Source organism: Sorangium sp. So ce362 (assembly GCF_051519845.1).
Lineage (GTDB): Bacteria > Myxococcota_A > Polyangia > Polyangiales > Polyangiaceae > Sorangium.
In genome coordinates, this window is sequence record NZ_CP150332.1 from 2,083,626 (window position 1) to 2,106,653 (window position 23,028).

The following is a 23,028-nucleotide window of genomic DNA, read 5'->3' on the forward strand; positions in this document are numbered from 1 at the left end:
GACCGCGAATGCTCGCAACGAGCGCGCCATTGAGAGGTACTGGCGACCTCCTCCCGCCGAACAAACCGGTGCTGCTGACGGGCCGGGCGGCCTCGTTCCGCTCGGCAGCCCAGCCCGCAGCAGGCCGGCCAGTTCGGCGGCTTCTCGTTCGTAAGTACGCACTAATCACACGGAACGCAGCGATGACGTCGAACCGGCATGACTTCACCTCTCTTGTTCGCGGCAGCCTTGCGCACCGCGCCGGCCACGACTGTTCGAACCCACTGTGTCGAGCACCCACGGCGGGGCCGAGCGACGAGTCCGTCCAGGCACGGTCAGATGTCGGCGTTGCCGCCCACATCACAGCTGCGGCACCGGGGGGTCCGCGCTACGACGAGACCCTCTCTGAGGTCGAGCGGGCTTCACCGGAGAACGGCATCTGGCTCTGTCAGGTCTGCGCGAAGAAGATCGACGACGACGTTGTCACCTATTCGGTCTCGCTGTTACGCCAATGGAAGCAGGATGCGGAGGCTGACGCGAGGGAGCGCCAGGGCCGGCCTAGGCAGCCGGCTGCGGCAGGTGCTCTGGTCCGCGATCCTTTGGAACAGATGATCGCGCACCGGATGAGGGACGCCCTGATTGGGGCAACCTCGCCGATGGCGGCCATGCTGGCGCGCACTGCGGGCTCGGACGCATTCGGCATGCTCTCTCGGCTCATGCTATCCACGCCTCCCGAAGGCCCCTATTCACAATACCCCGACGTGTCGATCGTGAAGCCGTTGGCAGCGTACATTGTGACTCCGCGATTACTGGAGCCAGCCGTGGACCTCAATATCCCGCCGGGAATCAGGTGGATTGACTGGATCATTTCGGGACTTCATCAGTGTGGAGTCGAGTGTAATGAAGCTCTCGGACTGTACGCGTCACGTGGTCCAAGCGTTCTGATCGCGCAGTTCGAGGAGTTGAACAGACATATGCCCATGGCCGTGGACGCGTTCTCAAGATTGGCTGCGCGTCACCCTGGACACTCGTGGTTAGCAGGTGATGGCTCATACTTCGAGGAGACACTACGGGTTCTGGTCAAGGCTCAACGGACGTGGATGAAATTCTTGCTGCACTGGCAGACCAAGGTCCAGATATGAGGTCCGCACGGTTCCTTCCTGCACCGCCGCTGCCGAACAACGCGCTGCACCTGACGTGGCGCCCAGCCTCGCTTCGCTCGGCCGGGCGCCGCGCAGGTGACCGCGTAGCCGTTAGGCGCACCAAGTAAGTACGCAATTTCCTCACTTTCGTTGGAGTATCCGTGGAACATAAGGTTGAGTACCTCGTCGTCTTCGATTCCACCCGATCGATCTGCGGAACAGTGGAGTCGTTCGTAAATTTGCTCGGCACAATCGATGGCGCGGAGGTCTCCGTGTCCTCCATTAAATGGGATGGATCCACGGCTCGCTGTGAAATGCAGAAAGGATCAGTCGGCCAGGGAACTCCCACAGAACACTTCTTTCACATCAGGATCTACCGCGCCCTTGAGCACGACATCGAGCACTTCGAGAAACTTCTGCGCCTAATCCGAACCGTGCTCCAAATTGCCGACCCGCAGCGCTCTGTTGAAGTCCTTTGGGATGATTTGGCATTCGAGCGAGCGGCGACGGTGTATCCAGCTCTTTGCGGCCTGGAGAACACGATGCGTAAGCTAATTGCGAAGTTCATGATTCAGAGCGTCGGCGTCCAGTGGACCAAGGAAGCGGTTCCTCAGGAAGTTGCCGACTCCATCCGCCAAAAGCGCGCAGACCGTGGCATTGCAGTACTATACGACCTCGACTTCATTCGCCTCTCTGACCTCCTCTTCCGGGAATACACATCACCGTTCGCGACATCTCTCGCTCAACAAGTTCGCATCATAAAAAGCGAGCAGGATCTCAAGATCGATGATCTTCGCAAGGCCTTGCCAAGGTCAAACTGGGAGCGCTACTTCTCCAACGTCGTAAACTGCGACGCAACATACATCAGCTCGCGCTGGGCGCGACTCTATGAGCTTCGGAATAACGTTGCGCACAATCGAGGGCTTTCCCGCGAGGAGCACAAGAAATCCACCGAACTCATTTTGGAGCTAAAAGATGTCCTGCAGCGTGCCATCGGTAGCCTCGACTCCGTAATTGTCCCGGAGGACGAGAAGGAGGCGGTCGCAGAGAACATCGCCGGAAGCAGACATGCGCTAATTGGACAGTTTCTTTATAGCTGGAGCGGACTACAACGCTCCCTCGTGAACCTCGCAGAATTAGCGGCGCAGGACGCCGACTCGAAGAAGCGCATACAACAATACCGCTACAACCTTCGCGTATTGCTCGGCATGATGTCAAAGAACGGTATCAGGTTTGATAAAGAGGTTATGGACCTGTTCCACCTGGTGATCGACTTTAGGAATGTTGTCGTGCATCAGCCTGATGCGGTCCCATCCGACGACGACATTGCCAAGCATCTCCAAGCGATCGCTATTCTGCAGGATGAGGTAGCTTCGTGCCTCTCCACACAGGAGAGATCGAAGGCCTCCAGTACCGATGCAGGCGCCTAACTCACGCTGGTGCCGATGGGCGCTTCGCGCCCCCGGCACAGCTTAGCGTTGGGTGGGCGAAGGCGTTTCGATGGCGTGTGGGAGGCGAAAAGATGCTGGAACAGCTGCCGAGCTTGCAAATCGCACCACCGGTGTCCATTGGAGGTGCTGTCGCGTACGACGCTGATCGCGCCTGGGTATGTCGCTTTGATGTACAAGGTACACCTTACGTCACTCGGCTCGCCACGGCGGACGGTGCGGTCGGCGGTCGGATGGCTCTCGTTACATGATGATCGCTCGCGCGCAACAAGCTCAAGCCCAGCTCGCTCGTCCTCCCCTGCTTCCGATCGGGCAAGGCGGAGCAGTCGGGGGCGGCAATCCCGGGCGCAGACCCTACGGCGCGAAGCGCATCGTATCGGCGGCGAAGCCGTCGCTGCCTCGGTTCGCCTTGTCGTGCGTCTCGTCCTCCACATCCGCGATGCCGCCCGGGCCCTCCGGACCGATCTCGAACGTGACGCGATCCAGGCTGAGCTGCTCGTCGTCGGCATGGGCGATGCCGATCGAGGGCCCGCCGGAGCCCCCCCCGCCGTAGCCGCCCGTGCCGCCCCAGCCGCCGTAGCCTCCTCGGCAGGCGTACTCGCCCCCCATGGCCGGCGCCCGCCCCGGCGGGCCTCCTTGCACGCCCTGCCCGCCCATCTGGCCTTTGCCGCCCCGGCCTCCGGGGCCGCCCGAGCCCGTGATGACGCGCGTTTCCCGGAGGGTCAGCTTGCTGCCCGGCTGAGCGAAGATCGCGATGCTCGCGCCGCCCGCGCCGCCGCCGCGACCGCCCGTGCCGCCGCAGCCGCCGCCGCCGCCCGAGCCGCCCGACGCACCGCCCAGCGCCGCATTGCTGCAGGCGCTCCGGCCGCCCGGCGCGCCGCCGCCCCCGCCGCCCCCCTGGCCGGGCGCTCCCGTGCCGCCTTGGGCTCCGGGCACGCCTTCCCACCCGGCCTCGGTGAGGCGCCCCCCCTGGCCGGCGGCGCCGGGCGCGCCCGGCGCGCCGTCTTCCCCACGGCGGCCGCCCTCGCACGGGGCGCCATCCTTCGCGCCCGCGCCGCCCATGCCCGCGTCGCTGAGGTTCGGGGTCGACAGTGGCTTCCCGTCCTCGCCATCGCCGCCGCGGTCCGGGGTCCCGTCGCCCCCTTTGCCGCCGGTCGATATCAGGTCGCCGCACACGGTCGTCACGGCGCCGGCGCCGGTCACGGTGGCTGCCGAGCAAGCGTCCTCGCCGAGCGCCCCGATCTCCCCGTGCGCTGGCGACGGATCAACGTAGCCCGCGTCCGCGCCGTGCGCGCCCGTCAGGCCGGCGGCCGCCTGGATCTCGCTCCGAAGCACCTGCACGACGGCACCCGGCTGGATCCTCAGCGCGACGACATCGCGGTTCGCGTCCAGCGGGTCCTCGGCGAGTAGGCGCATGTCCACGATCGTGGATACGCCGTCGGTGACCACCTCGCTGTCGGACTGCGCTGCCACCACGGTGATCGCCGGACCTCCGGCGTTGAGTGAAACGAGTATTGCCGGCTTGTTGGTCGCCCCTTCCGTGTAGTGTCTCCATCTCGACCAGCAAGCAAAGCCGCCCCACAGATCGATGCCGGAGGGCAACGTGACGGCCTCGACGAACGAGCCGGCCGCGCAGGCGAACACCCGCCCGCGTGCACGCGGCGCGAGCTCGATCGCGCGGGCGAGCGTCTTCACCGGCTGATCCATCGTCCCGGGATTGCCGTCGTCTCCCCATATCTCGCTGGCAAACACCCCGCAGCCGGCTTGCACGCGCAGCGCGGCGAGGCCCTCGATGCACGCCTCCTCCGATGGCTCGGCCGCGGGCTCGGCGTCACAGGTGCCCCCCTCCGCGCACGGCGGGGTGAACGGCTCCGTTCCGCACCCCAGGGCGGCCAGAGAGCACAGCACAAGGACCCATGCAGCGGTTGTGATCTTCACGATCCTCCCTCCCTGGTCATCCCCGCGCGAAATCACTCATTGGGGCGGCACGACCAGCTCGGGGAAATCCCACAGGAGCGCGGTCTTGCCGGTCTGCCCGTTGGCTGTCATGTCGTTCGGATCGCGTCCGCCGCCAAGCCCACCAGCGCCGGCTGCTCCGAAGGCCCAGTCGGCGCTCTCCGTGAGGTGGACGCTGCTGTCGACGCGCGCGACGGCGATGGAAGCGCCCCCGAGCCCTCCGCCGCCATCGCCGCCTTTGCCTCCGTGGCCGCCGAACCCGCCCGCGCATGCACGGTAGGCCGTGGCTGCGATAGCTCCGTAAGGGCCCTCTGGCCCGCCCCCGCCCCCCTCTTGTCCCCGCCCCCCGTTGCCGCCGCGACCGCCGTCACCGGTGATGATGTCGGTCTTTTCCACCAGGACGTGAGCATGCAGGGCGATGATCCCGAAACTGCCGCCCCCGTAGCCGCCCCCCTGGCCGCGCCGCCCTCCGCAGCCGCCGCCCCCGCCCGATCCGCCGGACGGTCCGCCTTGCGGATCCACGGCGCGGCACTTCCCGTTCGAGCCTACGCCGCCCCCACCGCCGCCTCCCTGGCCGATCCCTCCGGTTCTGCCGTCCTGTCCCGAAAGACCTTTCCAGCCGCGCGCGCTGATGCTTCCGTAATTGAGCCGCTCCTCCGGCCCCTGCCCGCCTCCGACCCCGTTCGCGCCTGGCTCCCCGTCGTCGCCCTTCTCGCCGATCGTGCACCTCATCGCTCCGCCTTTTCCCTGTTCGCCGTTGTCGATCGAGTCAGGCCCCGGCGCCGGCGCACCTGGCTCGCCGTCGCCGCCCGCAGCGACCTCGCCCTCGCCACCCGCGCCGCCGATCGACATTGTGCCGTCCTCGCACACGGTCACCGCCGGCGGAGCGCCCTCGGTCCAGTTCGCCACGCACCCGGGCGCGCCTGGATGGCCAGGCGCCCCATCCGGCGCCCGCCACGGCGTGTCCTGGGGAGCGCTCTCCCCGTCCGCCCCATCCGCGCCGTTCCCCGCCAGGATCTCGCTCGACACCACCTCCACCGCGGCGCCCTCGCGCACGATCATCCCGATGGACGACCCGCTGGGCCGGACCGCGTCCGCCGCCACGAGCCGCACGCCGAACACCGCCGACGTCATGCTCGCCTGGCGCGCCTCCACGGTGAGCGGCACCCGCTCCGGCGCCGGCGCGATCTCGGTGAAGCTCTCCTCGCCGCCCCAGGTCCACGCCTCGGCGGCGCAGTCCCGCCCGCCCCAGATCGCGACCCCCGACGGCAGCACGACCGCCTCCTCGAAATCCTCCGCGCAGGCGTACACCCGCCGCGTCCCCCCGGGCTCCGCGGCCTTCTCCACCGCGCGCTGCAGTGTCCTGACGGGCGCCTCCCTCGTCCCGTCGCTCGCATCGTCCCCGCGCCTCGCGACGAACACCCCGCACCCGTCTTTCGCCGGGCTCGTCGCGGGATCGCCGTCGCACGGTGACGCCGGCAGCACGGGCGGCGTCTCGCCGGGGAGCGGCTCGCAGCTGTAGGTCGCCGCGCAGTCCGCGGCATAGGAACACCCGGCGCCCCCCGCGACGCTCCCGCAACAGAGCGCGATCACCGCGACCGAACGCAGCGCTCCTCGACCTCGCGTCCCGCGCATCCCCATCGCCCCGCTTCGCCTCACCAGACGCCCTGAAGAACGAGCCCGGCCTGCGTTCCCGCCGCGCTCGGCACCACCTGGACGACCTCACGGGCCGGCGTGTCGCCCAGGAGCCATCCCTCCGCGAGGAACGACGCCGCCGTCGCGACCCCGAACACGGCCCCCGTCGCCAGCGCCACATTGCCGAGCGTGGCGAACAGATCCCGCTCGGCCACCTCCTTGCGGATCTCCGTGCACGCCGAGGGGGCGTTCGGCCACCAGCAGGTCGTCGACGTCCAGCCTCGCCGGCGGCGCACCACGTCCCGCTCGGCCAGGTTGCCGTCGAGCACATCGGCCCGTAGCAGGAGCACCGCGCCCGCCCCCAGCGCGGCCGTCGCCAGCGCCGCGCCCCCGATCCGCAGCTCCGTCACGGGGACCGCCGACCGCGCCGCCGACCGCGCCGCCGGCCGCGCCGCCGGATCCGCCGCCCGCGCCGGGCCGCCGCCGGCCGCCTGCGGCGCGCCGCGCTCCGGCGCGCGGCGCAGCTTCAGCGTCAGCGAGCTGTCCTTGCCTGCCTGCCCCTCGAACGCGCCCAGCGCCTCGGCGTGGCCATCCAGCCGCGCCCGCACGGTGTGGTGCCCCGGCTCCAGGAACAGCTCGTAGGTCGGCGCCGGGCGACCCAGCGTCTTTCCATCGACGAGGACCTCGGCGTCCGGTGGATTCACACCCAGGTAGAACGTCACCACCCGGCGCTCGGCCTTCTTCAATCCCTCTTCGGCCCGCTCCGCCAGCCCGCTGCGGAGCGCATCACGGTGCCTCAAGCTCTGCGCCAGGTGCTCGGCCGCGTCTCGATACCTGCCCAGCGCGAGCTCGCACAGCCCGAGCTCCGCGGCGATCTCGGCGCGCTCCGCGTCGGTCGTCCACGCCGCGTCGGCCGCCTTCAGCGAAAGCTCGTACGCCGCCGCGGCCTCGACCCACCGCCCCGCATCGCGCGCCTGCCGAGCACGGCGCAGCGAGCTCGCCAGGGTCGATGTTTCGCGCGGACCCGAGACGGCATGGGCCTCGCTTGCGCTCGCCACGCCCTCCACCGCCGCGACGACTCCCATGAAGACGCACGGCAAGAAGGAGCAGAGCGCGTGACGCACGTCACCCTGAATACTCTTTCGCGCGGGCCCCTGTCAACGCGCCGTTTCCCGGAACCGCCGGGAATTCTCGTTCACGACCGCGTTCAGGACGGCCAGAATCGTCACCGGATCGATGAACGAAAGAGAATTGGAGCATCGATGAAGGAATGTCTTTGTGTCTTGGTTCCACCAGGGGGCTCAGGAGGGCGGAATGAGGAATGCCGCCATGGCGTCGCCAAGCAACGGAGCAGCTCCCCCGGCGGGCAGCGCTGCGATCCGAGGGGAGGAACCCTCGCCGGCCCCATGTTCCCCTCTTCGCGAACGCGTACGGTGGCGCCGTCTGTCCCACCTTCTTCCGGGGGCTCGGTCGATTGTTGAACCTTCGGACCGGGCCCGGATCGTCTGCTGGATCGTGGACCGAGCAACGCCGACCTGCCCTCTACCCGCCCGCGTGAGATCGCTCGTTACTTACGTCGGGGTGCCCTCGCGGGACATCGACGACGTCATGCAGGACGCGATGGTGCGCCTCTGGGAGAGGCGAGAGCAGGCCCGATCGGCCAGGAATCCGAGCGCCTTTTGCGACAGTGTCGTCCTGAACACGGCTCGAGATCACCGCCGGGGAGCGCGCAGGCGCGAGGAGGCGCTCACGGGCTTTGACGAGGCGGCGCTCCGCGATGAGCGTCCGAGCCCCGAGGAGCACGCCATCGCGCGCCAGGAGGCGGCGCTGGTGCGGCAGCTCATCGAGCAGATCGGCGAGCGGCACCGCGGGGTCTTCATCGCGTGCGAGCTCCTGGAGCGGCCGATCGCCGACGTCGCCCGAGAGCAGGAGATCCCGCTGGAGACCGCGCGAAGTCGCCTGCGCCGGGCCTGGGAGGAGTTCGAAGAGGCGGCGGCCCGGTGGGAAGCGAGGCACCGAGACCGCGGCGCTCGCCGGCTGCGCGCGGTCCTGTTCCCGCCCTGGCTCTTCGCGCGGCGCCGGCCGTGGCGAGACGGCCCCACGCGCTCGATGGCGGACGGGATGGTCATCGCCTTTGCGGCGGCGCTCGCCGTGCTGGTCACGAGCCACGCCGAGCCGGCCGGGCCCGTCCAGAGCTCCAGGGCTGCTTTGGTCTCGACCGCGATCGCGCCGCCGGGCGCGCTGGCCGCGAGCGACCCTGCGGAGGCCACGTCCACGCCCGCCCGCTCGACGCACGGAGCGCCGGTCAAGGCCTCTCTCGCCCCCGCCGCGCCGGCAGGCCGGCCAGCGAGGCAGCGCCCGGCGGGCGGATCCCGCGAACGGGATCTGGTCGCCCGCGCGCGGACAGCCGTGGAGGCCGGTGACATCGTGTCGCTCGTCGAGGCGCGACGCCTGCTGGAGGAGCACGGACGGAGGTTCCCGCGCGGGCGCCTGGCCGCGGAGCGCGAAGCGCTGCTCGACCGGCTCAGGTGAAGGCCGCGCGGTAGGCCACGGCCGAGCGCGAAACGGCCTTCGTGACGAAGGTCGCGCTGCACAACCGTGGTTCGTGGCCGCGGCCAGCGGGGGATTGAGCGCCTCGTGAGCGGGCTTGTCCGCGCGCGAGCGAGGATCCTCACGGAGCATTCACGTTTCATTGAGAGGCGAGCCATGGAATTTCCTGCGCTGCCGCCGCGAGGGGCGATCGTGCATTCCAGCGGATCATGCAGCTTCGCCGAGGAGCCGGCCCCTGTGGCGCGGCACGACAGGACGGCTCGTCCGGGGGCATCCAGCGCGCCTCGCGTCGCGCCGCGGACGACGGTGCCGCCGGGATCTCCGTACGACGGGGGGAAGCCTGGGGCGGACATCGGCCGTGAGCACGCCTTCAGCACCCTCTTTCAGGCGGAGACGATCCGGCGCGTCCACCGGTGGCTCGGGAAGCTCCGCGTGCCGGAGCGCGATCGACACGACCTGAGCCAGGAAGTGTTCCTCGCGGCGTGGACGAGCTTTGGCCGCCACGACCCGGCGCGCGGCTCCGTGGCGCGGTGGCTGAACGGCATTGCGGTGAACCTGGCCGCGCACTACCACGCGAAGGCCTCTCACCGGCGCGAGGTGCTCACGGATCCGGAGGAGCTGCGCAAGGCCGGCGGCGGCGCGACGGCCCTCGATCACCTCCTCGCCGAGGAGCGGCGGAACGTGCTGAGATCACTCGTCCTGGAGCTGCCGTTCGAGCTGCGCTCGGTGCTGGTCCAGCGCGACCTCTTCGAGATCTCCATGAAGGAGATCGCGGAGACGAGAGAGATACCCCTCAGCACGGCGTACAAATGGCGCACCAGGGCGCTCCACGGCGCGCGGGGAGCGCTCGCGAGGCGCCTCGCTGCGGAGTAGCCGCTCGGGCCGTCATCGGCTGTCCTTTTCCGTGAAGCCGAGCACGTGCATGCCGAACGAGGCCGCGAGGAGGATCGCCGCTTCGAGCGGAATGCGGGCGCCCTTCACGCGGTTCTTCGCCGGATCGATGAACAGATCCTGGGACCGAGGGAACTGCGCGTTTCCAAGGTCGCAATCCTCGAAGCGTGTCCCCGCGAAGCGGCACTCCTCGAACACGGCCCCGACGAGGTCCGTCGCGGCGAAGACCGACTCGGTGATCGCGCACCGCTCGAAGCGCGTCTTGCGCAGCGCGAGCGAATCCATGATGACGTATCGCATGTCGCAATCCTCGAACGACACGTCGGGGTATTTCGTGATGTTCGTCCAGTTGATGCCCATCAATTTGCACGAGTTGAACGCCACGCCGCGCAGCGAGAGCATGGTGAGGTCGGCTTTGGTCAAATCGCAGCTCTCGAACACGCAGTTCTCGAGCCGGGTGCGCGTCCAGCGGCTCTCGCCGAGCTTCGAACGCCGGAACACACAATCACAGAAATCTCGGCCGCTCAGGTCCGCTCGTTCCAGAGTGAGCCCATCGAACGTCTCACCGTCGAATGAGTCTTTCCCTTCGAACGGATCCAGTTTCCCTGGAGAGATCCCTCCACCGCCGCCAGCGCCGGGTTTGGGAGTATCGTCGATGTTCAGCCGTCCTCGTCGGGCCATTCCCTGCTCCAATTCACTGAACGTTTAAGATATCATGTCATCGTTTGGTGGGGGTCGTCAAGGCGCTCCAACGCCACCGTAGCTCACGGTAGCCCGTGACCGCCCAGCCAGGGGCATCGTGAGCGTCCGAGGACGCGTGGTGGATCCGACTCAGGCCGATCGGCGATGGCGATTCCCCCTCGTCCTCGCCTAGAACGCCGAACAGGTTAAAATTCAGCTAAATTCAACAGATTGTGGCACCCGTCGGAGCCGCCGAGGAGCACGCTGGAAGGGCACGGCACCCAGTCAGACGAGAGACCGCAAGGGCGCGAGAGGCGCAAGGGAACAGAGATAGAATTAACTTCTTCTCCCCCCTTGCGCCCCTTGCGCCCTTGCGGTCCTCTTCCCATGAGTCGATTTTAGCGGAATTTCAATGTGATCGGCGTTCGTGCGCCAGGCCAAGCCTGGGCGAGGAGGAAGCGATGAGCTGAAACTTCGCGAAGAAACCCTGCGGGTGAGAGTCCCGCCCGGCAAGGTTGGCCCACCAGCCGGAAGCGAGTCTTGCGGGGCGCCGGGCGACCGGCGTCGCGAAGCGTAGACAGCGAGCGTGCGGGCCGTGGGATGGAGCCTCGAAAGATCAGAGGTCGTGGGGTCGACGCCGTGAACGCAGCGGAAGACAACATCGTCGCGTCAAGAGCGAGCCCGGGTAGCCCCCGGTCGCAGGGCCTGGCGTGGCGACCCACCGGGGTCAGAGACCAGGGCACGTACGCAAGGGTTTCCCGAGGAACCTGGGAGGTCCCGCCGCCTCCACCGAGAGGTGGAACCGCCGAGCGGAGCGCAAGCGAGCGGAGCGGGGGCGACGGGAAGTCGGAGTGCACTCGTAGTACCGCGGAAGCGGGGGAACCAACCCGAGGGACCCCGTGGAGGGAAGGGGAGCACCGGGGCACGGGATCGTTGGAGGGAAAGATGAAGGAGACATCGGGCTCCGAAACCGTCTGCACGAAACTCGAACGAATAGCGGAGCTGGCGCGGCAGGCACCCACCATGGTGCTGACGACGCTCGCCCATCACATCGACCTGGACTGGATGCGCGAAGCCTACCGGCGAACGCGCAAGGACGGCGCGCCCGGCGTGGACCGGCAGACCGCGGAGCAGTACGCGGAGCAACTGGAGGACAACCTCCGGTCGCTGCTGGAACGAGCCAAGGCGGGCACGTACCGCGCGCCGCCGGTGAGGCGGGTCCATATCCCGAAGGGCAACGGGGAAACACGCCCGATCGGCATCCCGACCTTTGAGGACAAGATCCGGCAGCGCGCGGTGGCCATGGTGCTGGAGGCCGTCTTTGAGCAGGATTTTCTTGACTGCTCGTACGGTTTCCGGCCCGGCCGTTCGGCACACCGAGCGCTCGCGTCGTTCTGGGACAAGGCGATGGAGATGGCGGGCGGATGGGTCATCGAGGTCGACATCCGAAAGTTTTTCGACACGGTGGACCGTCAGCACCTGATGGATGCGCTGCGCCGCAGGGTACGAGACGGCGTGCTGCTCCGTCTCATCAGCAAGTGGCTGCACGCGGGCGTGCATGAAGACGGTAGCCTCAGCTACCCGGAGGCCGGCACACCGCAGGGCGGCGTGGTTTCGCCGATCCTGGCGAACATCTACCTGCACGAGGTGCTCGACACGTGGTTCGAGCGCGACGTCCGACCCCGGCTTCGAGGCAGGGTACACCTCATCCGCTACGCGGACGACGCGGTGCTGCTGTTCGAAGTGGGAGAAGACGCGCGCCGGGTGATGGCCGTGCTACCGAAGAGATTCGGCAAGTACGGGCTGAGCCTGCACCCGGACAAGACGCGCCTGTTGCCGTTCCAGCGGCCGCCGAAGAGACCCCCGCCGAGCGGCGGGGCGTCGCCGATGTGGCCGTCGACGTTCGATCTGCTCGGCTTCATGCATCACTGGGGCAGGTCGCGGCGAGGCAACTGGGCGATCAAACGCAGGACCGCCAAGGACCGCTTCAGCCGCGCGCTGCGGCGCGTGGCGGAGTGGTGCAGGGACCTCATGCACGATGAGCTGAGCAGCCAGCAGGGGAGCCTGGCCATGAAGCTGCGGGGTCACTACGAGTACTACGGGATCACCGGGAACTCGGAGGCGCTCCGTCGCTTCGCCTGGGAGGTTGTGGCGGTGTGGCGCAAGTGGCTCGATCGCCGCTCGCAGAACGCCAAGATGACCTGGGAGCGGATGCACCGGCTGCTGGAGAGGTATCCCCTTCCGCGGCCGCGCATCAGGCACCCCGCTCCTGCACGCTCGTAGCGAACCCGTGTCCCGAAGAGCCGGATGCGGGAATTCCGCACGTCCGGATCTGTGGGGGGCCGGGGGGCAGTCGACCCCGGTCTACCCGACTAGGTCGCCGCCGACGGCTCGACCTCCTCCGGCGCGCCGCCTTCCTCCGCGTCGACGTCGCCCGCCTCCTTGCCGCCGGCGGATGCGCCTCGGGTGACGGGGAACGGCGCATAGTCCCTCATCTTGTCGGTTCCGGCATACCAGTATTCGGCGGCGGCGCGCAGCCTCCGCTCCGCGGTCACGACGAGCGTGTACGCGGCGTCGCGGACCTTGCGCGCGCGTTGCGCCTCGGGAGTGAACGTCTTGTCGGCGAGCACGCGCGTGAGCAGCGGCGAGAGCTCTCGGAGGCGGGCCGCGGCGGCGGCCTCGCCGCGAGGCGCCTCCCGGAGGGCCTCCGCGTGCTCCGCGCAGAGCACGAGGAGGTCGGAGACGTCCTGCACGAGATCCGCATCGCCGCTGCCCGCGCGGATCGCCGCGAGTCGCTTTTGACCCTCCGGGCTCTTCTTGAAACGAAGAGCGAAGAAGCGGAGGAGCGTTCGCCGGAGCGCTGCAGCCTCGGTGGCCGGCTTCTCGAACGCCGCGATGGCCCGCTCCCGGCGCCGCTGTGCGGCTTGCCAGCGCGATTGCGTGACGCGCAGGAGCTCGATCTTGTCCCGGAACGTGTGGAGGTCCTCGCGCGTGATCGGGGGCTCGTCCTCGGGGAACGGGGTCCGCACGAGATCCACCGCGTCGCGCTCGGCGGCGAGCAGAATGCGGCTCGACCAGATGACGCGTCGAGCGAGCTTGCCCGGGAACAAGAGCGTGTTCTCGCCGAGCGACTCCGCCTCTCGGAGCAGCTCGGCCTCTCGAGCCGCGCTCAGCGTGTACGCCGCCGCGCCGCGGGACGGCGGCGGTGCGCCGTCCGAGTCGCTCGAAGCGCGCTTCCGGGGGGCCTTCCTGGTCGCGGAGGACGCGGGGATGGGTGCCTTCGGTGCCATGATGAAACGTCGCCTCCTTGTCGGGGGTCAGCGCCCCTCTGGACGGAAGGGCGGATGATCCGACAAGCGTATCGGCACACCAGGAGCTCTGGCCAGAAAAGGAGAGCGCGGTGCTCACGTCGCAAGCAGCTCCGTGGTTCCCGCGGAGGGGGCGCAGGAGGGGAAAAAGTTGCGCAGTTCACGCCGATGCGTGCCTGGGGCGGCGCAGCAGGGGTGGCGGCGGTGCGCAGGCGTCGAACCAGGGCTGCTCACGACGCCCACAGGGGCGGGCAGGACGGTGCCGGGGCCGCGCAGGAGCCAAGCGATTGTGACACAGGACACCCATGGGGCTGCGCAGCAGGGGCGCCGGGGCCGCGCAGGAGGGCGCGGGGGCTGCGCAGCAGGGGCGCCGGGGCCGCGCAGGAGCGCGCCGGGGCCGCGCAGCAGGGGCGCCGGGGCCGCGCAGGAGGGCGCGGGGGCCGCACAGCAGAGGCGCCGGGGCCGCGCAGGAGGGCGCCGGGGCTGCGCAGCAGAGGCGCCGGGGCCGCGCAGGAGGGCGCGGGGGCTGCGCAGCAGAGGCGCCGGGGCCGCGCAGGAGGGCGCCGGGGCTGCGCAGGAGGGTGCGGGGGCCGCGCAGGAGGGCGCCGGGGCCGCGCAGGAGCGCGCCTGGGCCGCGCAGGAGCGCGACGGCGCGGCGCAGGTCTTGGCGCCCGCCGCCGCGACCGAGCCCAGGCCCGGCGGCCGGGCCTCTCGCTCAGCTCAGCTCATCTCGAGGAAGAGCCGATCCGGATCCTCCAGATACCCGATGATCTCGTAGGCAAAAGCCGCCCCCACGTGACCATCGATGATCCGGTGGTCGAACGACAGCGACAGCAGCATCACCTCGCCGATCACGATCTGCCCGTCGCGCACCACCGGCTTCTGCTTCATCTGGTGGATCCCGAGGATCGCGACCTCGGGGAAGTTCAGGATCGGCGTCGCGAACAGCCCCCCTTGCTGGCCGAGCGACGTGATCGTGAACGTCGAGCCGCCGAGATCCTCCGGCTTGACCCGCCCCGACTTCGTGTCCTCGCCGAGCCGCGCGATCTCCTTCGCGATCCCGAGGACGCTCCGGCGATCCGCGTCGCGCACGACAGGCACGATGAGCCCGGCCTCGGTCGCGGAGGCGATGCCGATATGGTAGCTCTTCCGGACGACGATCTCCTGCGTCGCCTCGTCGAACGCGCTGTTCAGCGTCGGGTGCCTCTTGAGCGCGGCGACCACGGCCTTCACGAAGAAGGGCAGGAAGGTCAGCTTGACGCCCTCCTTCTCGGCCAGCGGGCGCAGGCGCGCGCGGCGCTCCTTCAGCGCCGAGACGTCGCACTCCTCGACGAAGGTGAAGTGCGCCGCCGTGTGCTTCGACCGCGACATCCCCTCGAAGATCCGCTTGCGCACGCCGCGCAGCGGGATGCGCTCGTCGCCCGGCGCCGCCGGCAGCCCGCGGCCGCGCTCCCCCTCGCGCCGGACCGCCCCGCGCCCGCGGTCCTCTTCTTCTTCGAGCAGCTCGGCCGCCGCGCCCGCCAGCCGCCTCGGCGCCACCTCGGACAGCACCGGCGTCGCCTCGGCCCCCTCGGGCGCCTCCAGCGCCCGCACGTCGTCCTTCGTCACGCGGCCCCCCGGGCCGGTCGGCGGCACGCGCCGCAGGTCGACCCCGAGATCGCGCGCCAGCTTGCGCGTCGCCGGCGTCGCGAGCGGCTTGTCGTTGAAGTAGGCCGCCTCGCCGGCGCCCAGGCTGCCGTTCGTCCACGCGGGCCGCGCCGGCGCCACGAGGTTCATCCCCGGCAGGTCCTCCTTGATGTCGCCGACCGCCGTCGCCGCAGGCTCCGCGGGGCCCGTGTTCGCCGCGGACTGCCGCATCCCCGTCCCCGACGCGGGCGACGCGGGCGACGCGGCGACCGAGCGGTCGTCGAGGTCGAACACGACGAGCACCGAGTGGACCGGGACCACCCCGCCCACATCGCCCCGCGTCTCCACGATCCGGCCCGAGCGCGGCGACGTGATCGTCACCGTCGCCTTGTCGGTCATCACCTCGACCATCGGCTGGTCCTCGGCGACCACGTCGCCCGGCGACACCAGCCAGCTCACGATCTCCCCCTCCGTGACACCCTCGCCGATGTCCGGAAGCCTGAACTCGTACTTGCCCATGCGTCAGTACCTCGCTGTCTCGAGGATCGCCGGAAGGATACGATGCGAGAGCGGGAGGTACTCGTTCTCGAGGGTGTAGGGGAAGGGCGTGTCGAAGCCCGTGATCCTGAGCGGCGGCGCCTCCAGGTGGAGGAACGCCTTCTCGTTGACCAGCGCGACGAGCTCGGCCCCGAGGCCGCAGCTCTTCGGCGCCTCGTGCACAACGATGAACCGGCCCGTCCGCCTCACCGACTCGATCACCGTGTCGATGTCGAGCGGCCACAGCGTCCGCAGGTCGATCACCTCGCACTCGATGCCCTGCGCGGCCGCCTGGTTCGCCGCGTCGAGCGCCTCGTAGAGCATCGCCCCCCAGACCACGAGCGTCACGTGCCAGCCCGGCCGGACCACCTTCGCCTGGCCGAGCGGGACCGTGTAGTCGCCCTCGGGGACGTCCCCCTTCGCCGCGCGGTAGATGCGCTTCGGCTCGAAGAACAGCACTGGATCGGGATCCCGGATCGACGAGAGCAGGAGCCCCTTCGCGTCGGCCGGGTTCGACGGGCACACGACCTTCAGGCCCGGCACGTGGATGAACTGCGCCTCGGGCGACTGCGAGTGGTAGTGCCCGCCGCGGATGCCGCCGCCCACCGGCGTGCGGATGACGAGCTTCGACGGGTACTCGCCGCCCGAGCGGTAGCGATACTTCGCCAGCTCGGACACGATCTGGTCGTACGCGGGATAGATGAAATCGGCGAACTGGATCTCCGGGATCGGCACGAGCCCGTAGAGCGCCATCCCGATCGCCGCCCCCACGATCCCGTTCTCCGAGAGCGGCGTGTCGATCACCCGATCGTCCCCGAACTCGTCGAACAGGCCCTGGGTCACGCGGAACACCCCGCCGACCTTGCCGACATCCTCGCCGAGCACGACGACCCGCGAGTCCCGCCGCATCTCGTGGCGTAGCGCGTCGTTGATCGCCTGGACCATGTTCATCTGAGGCATGCTCTTCGTCTCCGTCTCTCGGCCAGAAGGTGGGAGTGCAACCTCACAGGCGCCCCCGCTCCCCTGGGGACCCCGTCGAGCGCGGGCGGCGGCGCCACCCCGGCCGTCGGCGCTGCCCGGCGAGCCGCCCCGCCGAGAACGCCGTCCACGCCGCGCCCGCGCGGCCTAGCGGCCGCCGTGGCCCTTGGGCCTCGGGCCCGCCTTGAGCTGCTCCCGCTGCTCGACGAGGTGCCAGGGCGGCTCCGCATAGACGTCCTCGAACATCGAGTCGAGCGACGGCGGCGCCACCTTCTCCGAGACCGCGATGCAGGCCTTGACCTCCGCGTCGACCGCCGCCTCGATCTCGCGATCCTGCGCCTCGGTCCAGCCCTGGGCGCGCTCGAGGTGCCGCCGCAGCCGCTCGATCGGGTCGAGCCGGCGCCACGGGTCGAGCCACGCGTCGGGGCGGTACGCCTTGGGATCGTCGCTCGTCGAGTGGCCCGACAGGCGGTACGTCATCGCCTCGATGAGCGTCGCGCCCTCGCCGCGCGCGGCGCGCGCGATCGCGTCGCGCGCCACCTTCACCACCGCGAACAGGTCGTTGCCGTCGACCCGCACCCCGGGGACGCCGTACGCGACGCCCTTGCACGCGAACGTGTTGCTCGACGTCTGGCGCTCGGTCGGCACGCTGATCGCCCAGCCGTTGTTGCGGCAGAAGAAGACGACCGGCACCTTGAACACGCCCGCGAAGTTCAGGGCGCTGTGGAAGTCGGACGAGCTCGTCGCGCCGTCGCCGAAGTACACGAGCGTGGCGAGCTCGTCGCGCCTCAGCTTCGCGGCCCACGCGAAGCCGACGGCCTGCGTGATCTGCGTGCCGATGGGCGAGCTCACCGAGCCGAAGTGCCCCTCGCGGTAGGTGTAGTGGTCCGGCATCTGCCGCCCCTTCACCGTGTCGTTCGCGTTGCCGAACATGTTGTCGATGTACCGCTGGAGCGGCAGCCCCCGCCAGAGCGCGGCGCCGAACTCGCGGTAGCACGGGAACACCCAGTCCTGGGGCCGCGTCGCGGAGACGCTGCCGAGGACCGCCGCCTCCTCGCCGAGCGAGCCGATGTGGAACCCGATGCGCCCCTGCCGCTGCAGCGCCACGAGGCGCTCGTCGAGCTGGCGCATCCGCACCATGGTCTTGTAGAGGGTGGTCACCTCCGACGGGGCGAGCTGCGGATCGTGCGCGGGATCGAGCGAGCCGTCGTCGCGCAGGACCTTGATCACGTCGTCGGCACACGTGTCGAGCGGGTGCCGGGCGACGGCAGCCTGCGGCTCCAGGCTTGCCCCTGAGACGTTGGGCGGGCGGTCGGTGGAGTACGTCGCGGTGCTCATCGGCTCGCGGGGACACTAATCAAAGGCGCTGCCCGAGACCAGTGCCGAGACGCGTCGTTCGCTCATTCACTTCACGCGCGCCGTTGACTCGTCGCAGCGATCTCGTCGCAGGCTTGACTCGCCGCGGCGAGGTCGAACCCGGCGTGCGATCTCGTCGCGCGTCGCACACCGCACACCGTGGCGCGGATGTCCCGGCTAGACGTTGCCGGGCTCGGCCGCCTGCGCGAGCGCCTCGTCGACCGCGGCCACGTCGAGCTTGAACCCGCGCGCGAGCTGCACGAGCACGCCGTGCTCGTGCGCGTTCACGCTGCCTGACGCGGTCGCCATGAACGCCGCCACGCGGAGCACCTCGCGCTGATGCTCGGTCCGCCCGATCGTGCGGGCGACCATGGTGATGCGCTTCTCCATCCCGTCCTCGGCGAGCATCTCGCCGAGGTCGGCGAGCAGCGCCTCGAGCTGCTTTTCGTGGACGAGGTTCTGGCAAGCGTCCACGACGATCGCCTGGAAGCGCCTGCGCTCCGCCTCGTCGAAGTGGCCGTCGGCGTTCGCGACGAGGAACGCGGCCTCGATGATCGTCTCGAAGAGCGCCACCGCGGCCGGATCGAAGCCGGTGGGCATCGTGATGTCCTCGATCGGAGGTCGCGCGCTGTAGGCCCGCGCGGCCTGGGAGAGGATGGATGCCACGCGCGCGCGGGGCGTCTGTGTGCCGATGCGCGGGGCGCCGGGAGCGATGCCGCGGGGGCGCCTGTCGATGGGAGCGGACATCGTGGTCTCTGGCCCTCCTGCCGTCTTCCACGCTCGGCCAATCGCCGGGGAGCGTCAAGGCGCTTGCGGTGGCCGGCGCGGCGGCGGCGCGCCGGGGGGGCGGGGCGGCGCTACCTGCGGACGAGAGAGGCCGCGGGGACGAGCTGCGCGGGGCTGGCCGACGCCGCCGCCGAGCCGTCGGGGGGGAAGGGCTCGTCGGGCGCGAGCTCTGCAGAGAGGCGGGCGGCCTCGCGGCGCGCCACGGCGAGCCGCTCCTCCAGGAGCGCCTCGACGTGCGCCGCGCCCGCGGGGGCCGCGCCCGCCGGGGCGCCGGCGGACAGCTCCGCCGGGTCGCGGTCGATGAGGCTGCGGACGAAGACCTCGGCGGCCTTGTAGCTCGACCGCACGAGCGGCGCGCTGGCGGCGTAGAGGAAGCCCATCTCGAGCGCCGCCCGCGCGAACGCGGCGAACGTGTCCGGCTCGACGAAGCGCTGCACGGGCGCGTGCTTCGACGAGGGGCGCAGGTACTGGCCGAGGGTCACGATGTCGACCCCCGCCGCGCGCAGGTCGCGGAGCGCCTCCAGCACCTCGTCGTCGGTCTCGCCGATGCCGACCATGATCGAGCTCTTCGTGAGCCGCCGCGGCGCCGGCGCGCCGCGCTCGACCGCGTCCGCGGCCATGCGCCGCTGGCGGTCCTTCGCGCGCCGGAGCACGGCGAGCGACTGGTCGTAGCTCGACCGGACGTCGCGGATGGCGCGCGTGATGCGGCGGACGACCTCCACGTTGTGGGCGAAGACGTCGGGCCCGGCGTCGACGACCGCGTCGACGGCGCTCATGTGGCCCTGGAAGTCGCCGACCAGCGTCTCGATGAGCAGGTCGGGGCGGAGCGCGTGCAGGCGGCTCACCGTGCGGGCGACGTGATCGGCGCCGCCGTCGAGCAGGTCGTCGCGGTTGACCATCGTCATCACGACGTACTGGAGCGAGAGCTGGGCGATGGCGCGGGCCACGTGCTCCGGCTCGCGCACGTCGACCGCGCCGCGCGGGTCGCCGGTCGTGACCGCGCAGAAGCGGCAGCCGCGCGTGCACACGTCGCCGAGGAGCATCACCGTCGCCGTCCCCTCGCGCCAGCACTCGCCGACGTTCGGGCAGCGCGCCTCCTCGCAGACCGTGTGGAGATCGAGCTTGCGGAACGTCTCCTTGAGGTGGTGGTAGGTGTCGCCTCCAGGAGCGCGGACCTTGAGCCATTCAGGCTTGGGCGAGAGCTGCGCCATCAGGGGTGTCCTTAGCCCATGCGGCGGGTGGGGGCGAGGGGGGAGGCGGACGGCGTCAGCCGGCCGGCGGCACGGAGCGGCTGATCTCGCGCGACGTCAGCTTGCCGCGCTCGGTGAAGATGGCGGTGACGAGCTCCGCGGGGGTGACGTCGAAGGCGGGGTGGCGGACGGGCACCCCGGCCGGGATGATGCGGCGACCGCCGACGACGGCGACCTCGTCGCGGCTCCGCTCCTCGATCGGGATCGACGCGCCGGTGTCGGTCGCGAGGTCGAGCGTGCTCCACGGGGCGGCCACGTAGAACGGGACGCCGTGGTGGCGCGCCAGGCAGGCGAGGCCGTAGGTGCCGATCTTGTTCGCGACGTCGCCGTTCCGCGCGATGCGGTCGGCCCCGACGACGACGGCGCCGATCTCGCCCTTCTGCATGAACCACGCGGCCATCGAGTCGGCGATCACCTCGACGGGGATGCCGTCGCGCTGGAGCTCCCAGGCCGTGAGGCGGGCGCCCTGGAGGTACGGGCGGGTCTCGCACGCGAGCACGCCGATGTTCTTGCCCTCGGCGATGGCGGCGCGGATGATGCCGAGCGCCGTGCCGTAGCCGCCGGTCGCGAGCGCGCCGGCGTTGCAGTGCGTGAGGACCGTGCCCGACTCGGGCAGGCGGGCGGCGCCGGCGCGGCCCATCTGGTGGCAGGCGGCGACGTCTTCCCGGTGGATCTCGCGCGCGAGCGCGGCGAGCTCCCGCGCGCGCTCCTCCCCGCGGCGCCCCGCGTGCTGCAGGGCCTCGGCGAGCATGCGCCGCACGGCCCACCCGAGGTTCACGGCGGTGGGCCGGGCGGAGGCGAGGAGCTCCGCCGTGGCGCGCATGGCGGCGAGGTAGCCGGTGGCGCCCTCGCCCCGGGCGGCGCGCGCGGCGAGCGCCATCCCGTACGCGGCGGCGATGCCGATCGCCGGGGCGCCGCGGATCGCCATCGTCCGGATGGCCTCGGCGACGCCGGCGGCGTCGGCGAGGGTCAGGTAGCGCTCGCGCTCGGGCAGCTCGCGCTGCTCGAGGAGGAACACGCGGTCGTCGCTCTGCGCGAGCTCGACGGCCGAGTAGTCCGCGCCGGAGATGGCCGCGGCCGGCGCCCACGGCGGCGTCGGCCGCGCGCCGTCGCCCCCCTGCTGCGACGTCTGTTCTGATTCGAAGCTCGTGCTCATTCAGCGCCTCCCGTTCGAGCGTGACGGCTCCCCCTGCGATCCTGCGTCCGTCCCCGTCCCCTCGGCGCTCGCGGCGAGCCGGCCGCGGATCTCCTCGGCGACGGTGGCGAAGTCCTCGGCCGCCTCGGCCTTGCGGCCCGCGAGGTAGGCGCGGAGCGCGTCGGCGGCGAGCAGCGCGAGGCTCCCGTTGATCCCGCGCGACGTGAGCGCGGCGATCACGTCGCCGTTCTTGAGCAGCGTCTCGAGGTCGTCGAAGACCGCGGTGAGCTCGGGCCCGGGATCGATCCCGCCGCCGCCACCGGGGCGCGTCTCCTTGTCGTCCTCGCCGCTCACGCGTCGCGCCTCATCTGGTGGTGGTTGTCGCCTTGGGGATCGCGCTGAAGGGGAAGTGCGGCGGCTCGACGCCGGGCACGCACTGGTACCTGGAGAAATCGGTGACGCCCTCCTCGCGGAGGAGGGCCTCGTCGATCCACGCCTTGCCGCGCCGGGCCGACGGCTCGCGCGAGAGCAGCGCGAGCGTCGCGTCGGCGAGGATGTCGGCCTTGCGCCAGAGCTCCGGCCCGCCGAGGCCGAAGTTCATGGTGGCGAAGCTCTCGATCGCGGTCGCGGGCCAGAGGGCGTGGGCCGTGATGTTGTGCTCGGCGTACTCGCCGGCGATCGCGTGGGCGATCATCGTCATGCCGAACTTCGAGACCGCATAGGCGCCGTGGTGGGCGCAGGCGTCGGCCTCGACGGGCGGCGACATCATGAGGATATGGCCGTACTTCTGCGCGATCATGTGGGGGAGGACGGCCTGCGAGAGGGCGAACGACGCGCGCACGTTGATGCCCATGATGAGGTCGAACTTCTTCATGGGGGTGTCCACGACGTCGGCCCACCAGAGCGCGCCCGCGTTGTTGATGAGCGCGTCGACGCGCCCGAAGCGCTCGACCGCCGCGGCGACGGCGCCCCTCGAGGCCTCGTCGTCGCGCACATCGAGCTTGATGGGCAGCGCGCGGCGGCCGAGCTGCTCGACCTCGCGGGCGACGTCGTGGATCGTGCCCGGGAGGCGCGGGTTCTCGGCGACGTCCGTCTTCGCGGCGACGACGATATCCGCACCTTCCCGCGCGCAGGCGAGGGCGATGGTCCGGCCGATCCCGCGGGAAGCTCCGGTGATGAAGACAACGCGGTCCTTGAGGCGCATGGAGGGCGGTCATAGCACAGGAGCCGGCGAGTGTGCGGCCCCTCGGCGCGCGATCGGGCGGTCTTTTCATCGTTCGCGTCGTTCGCGTCGTTCGCGTCGTTCGCCTCGTTCGCGTCGCGTGTGCCGTCTCGAGCGGCACTGAGGCGCGAGGCGGGCTCTGCCGTGGACGGGTGCGGGCGAGGGCCCTCATGGGCGCGCTGTGACACCGCGATGAAGGGGGGCGCCTCCAGATGTCAGGGGGCTTTCAACGTCTGACGTGCGCAGCTCGCCCGGCACGAGCACTCCGAGCGCCAGAGGAGACCTCCAGCGGACGAGCGACCGCCGACGGATCCTGGCTCAGCCCAGCGCCCCGACAGGCCACGATGGCGGGCGCGCGGCCCCGACAAGGCCGTTCGAGTCGAGCGTCGAGCGCTGGAGGCGCCGGCTGTCGAGCAGGTCAGTCGTGGTCTCGTGGACACGATATTTCCGGCATCGACAGAGCGCTGGCCCTGGTCTCCGCTCGGCATACGGAAACCCACCCTTCGGCTCAAGGGAGATGGGGTGTCCATCTGGCGCCATGTCGTACA

18 protein-coding genes are annotated in these 23,028 nt (G+C 70.3%); 5 read left to right on the forward strand and 13 right to left on the reverse strand.

Annotated elements, in window-relative coordinates:
* Positions 1-182: 182 nt before the first annotated feature.
* Together WMF17_RS08315 and WMF17_RS08320 are read left to right on the forward strand one after the other, a co-directional pair.
* Complete coding sequence (locus WMF17_RS08315) at positions 183-1,121, forward strand: hypothetical protein (protein ID WP_437648855.1); 939 nt, start codon at positions 183-185, stop codon at positions 1,119-1,121.
* 161 nt (positions 1,122-1,282) lie between these two features.
* Positions 1,283-2,551 (forward strand): hypothetical protein, encoded by a 1,269-nt coding sequence (locus tag WMF17_RS08320; RefSeq protein WP_437648856.1) that lies wholly within the window; start codon positions 1,283-1,285, stop codon positions 2,549-2,551.
* Positions 2,552-2,923: 372 nt separating this feature from the next.
* Here the strand turns inward: WMF17_RS08320 and WMF17_RS08325 are convergent, their stop codons facing one another.
* From WMF17_RS08325 to WMF17_RS08335, 3 genes are all read right to left on the reverse strand, one after another.
* Complete coding sequence (locus WMF17_RS08325) at positions 2,924-4,507, reverse strand: hypothetical protein (RefSeq protein ID WP_437648857.1); 1,584 nt, start codon at positions 4,505-4,507, stop codon at positions 2,924-2,926.
* Positions 4,508-4,543: 36 nt separating this feature from the next.
* The gene (locus WMF17_RS08330; RefSeq protein ID WP_437648858.1) at positions 4,544-6,118 is read right to left on the reverse strand and encodes a hypothetical protein; all 1,575 of its coding nucleotides are present in this window, start codon (positions 6,116-6,118) and stop codon (positions 4,544-4,546) included.
* Positions 6,119-6,180: 62 nt separating this feature from the next.
* Positions 6,181-7,284: a PEGA domain-containing protein gene (locus WMF17_RS08335; RefSeq protein ID WP_437648859.1), complete on the reverse strand. Its 1,104-nt coding sequence runs from the start codon at positions 7,282-7,284 to the stop codon at positions 6,181-6,183.
* Positions 7,285-7,714: 430 nt separating this feature from the next.
* Between WMF17_RS08335 and WMF17_RS08340 the strand changes: the two genes are divergently transcribed.
* Positions 7,715-8,692, forward strand: coding sequence for an RNA polymerase sigma factor (locus WMF17_RS08340; RefSeq protein ID WP_437648860.1), 978 nt, complete (start codon positions 7,715-7,717; stop codon positions 8,690-8,692).
* 174 nt (positions 8,693-8,866) lie between these two features.
* On the forward strand, positions 8,867-9,583 hold the full coding sequence (locus WMF17_RS08345) for an RNA polymerase sigma factor (RefSeq protein ID WP_437648861.1): 717 nt from the start codon (positions 8,867-8,869) through the stop codon (positions 9,581-9,583).
* A gap of 12 nt (positions 9,584-9,595) precedes the next feature.
* Here WMF17_RS08345 and WMF17_RS08350 read toward each other — a convergent pair whose 3' ends face one another.
* Positions 9,596-10,294: a pentapeptide repeat-containing protein gene (locus WMF17_RS08350; RefSeq protein ID WP_437601435.1), complete on the reverse strand. Its 699-nt coding sequence runs from the start codon at positions 10,292-10,294 to the stop codon at positions 9,596-9,598.
* A 1,011-nt stretch (positions 10,295-11,305) separates the two neighbouring features.
* On the opposite strand from WMF17_RS08350, the gene ltrA reads away from it, so the two are divergent.
* Positions 11,306-12,565, forward strand: coding sequence for a group II intron reverse transcriptase/maturase (gene ltrA / locus WMF17_RS08355; protein ID WP_437648862.1), 1,260 nt, complete (start codon positions 11,306-11,308; stop codon positions 12,563-12,565).
* An 89-nt stretch (positions 12,566-12,654) separates the two neighbouring features.
* Here the strand turns inward: ltrA and WMF17_RS08360 are convergent, their stop codons facing one another.
* The 9 genes from WMF17_RS08360 to WMF17_RS08400 all read right to left on the reverse strand — a co-directional run bounded on the left by WMF17_RS08360 (position 12,655) and on the right by WMF17_RS08400 (position 22,462).
* Positions 12,655-13,572 carry an ATPase gene (locus tag WMF17_RS08360; protein ID WP_437648863.1) on the reverse strand — a complete coding sequence of 306 codons (918 nt, stop codon included), beginning with the start codon at positions 13,570-13,572 and terminating at the stop codon, positions 12,655-12,657.
* Positions 13,573-14,310: 738 nt separating this feature from the next.
* A complete protein-coding gene (locus tag WMF17_RS08365; RefSeq protein ID WP_437601438.1) occupies positions 14,311-15,735 on the reverse strand; it encodes a dihydrolipoamide acetyltransferase family protein in 1,425 nt (474 codons plus the stop codon).
* Between the two features lie 3 nt (positions 15,736-15,738).
* The gene (locus WMF17_RS08370) at positions 15,739-16,713 is read right to left on the reverse strand and encodes an alpha-ketoacid dehydrogenase subunit beta (protein ID WP_437601439.1); all 975 of its coding nucleotides are present in this window, start codon (positions 16,711-16,713) and stop codon (positions 15,739-15,741) included.
* Between the two features lie 165 nt (positions 16,714-16,878).
* Positions 16,879-18,069 carry a thiamine pyrophosphate-dependent dehydrogenase E1 component subunit alpha gene (locus WMF17_RS08375; protein WP_437601440.1) on the reverse strand — a complete coding sequence of 397 codons (1,191 nt, stop codon included), beginning with the start codon at positions 18,067-18,069 and terminating at the stop codon, positions 16,879-16,881.
* Between the two features lie 195 nt (positions 18,070-18,264).
* On the reverse strand, positions 18,265-18,834 hold the full coding sequence (locus WMF17_RS08380; protein WP_437601441.1) for a tellurite resistance TerB family protein: 570 nt from the start codon (positions 18,832-18,834) through the stop codon (positions 18,265-18,267).
* A gap of 110 nt (positions 18,835-18,944) precedes the next feature.
* Positions 18,945-20,084 (reverse strand): lipoyl synthase, encoded by a 1,140-nt coding sequence (gene lipA, locus WMF17_RS08385; RefSeq protein WP_437648864.1) that lies wholly within the window; start codon positions 20,082-20,084, stop codon positions 18,945-18,947.
* A gap of 55 nt (positions 20,085-20,139) precedes the next feature.
* Positions 20,140-21,279 carry an S-methyl-5-thioribose-1-phosphate isomerase gene (gene mtnA, locus WMF17_RS08390; protein ID WP_437601443.1) on the reverse strand — a complete coding sequence of 380 codons (1,140 nt, stop codon included), beginning with the start codon at positions 21,277-21,279 and terminating at the stop codon, positions 20,140-20,142.
* The gene (locus WMF17_RS08395) at positions 21,280-21,612 is read right to left on the reverse strand and encodes a hypothetical protein (protein ID WP_437601444.1); all 333 of its coding nucleotides are present in this window, start codon (positions 21,610-21,612) and stop codon (positions 21,280-21,282) included.
* A gap of 10 nt (positions 21,613-21,622) precedes the next feature.
* Positions 21,623-22,462, reverse strand: a complete 840-nt coding sequence (locus WMF17_RS08400) for an SDR family oxidoreductase (protein WP_437601445.1) — start codon at positions 22,460-22,462, stop codon at positions 21,623-21,625.
* Between the last annotated feature and the right edge of the window lie 566 nt (positions 22,463-23,028).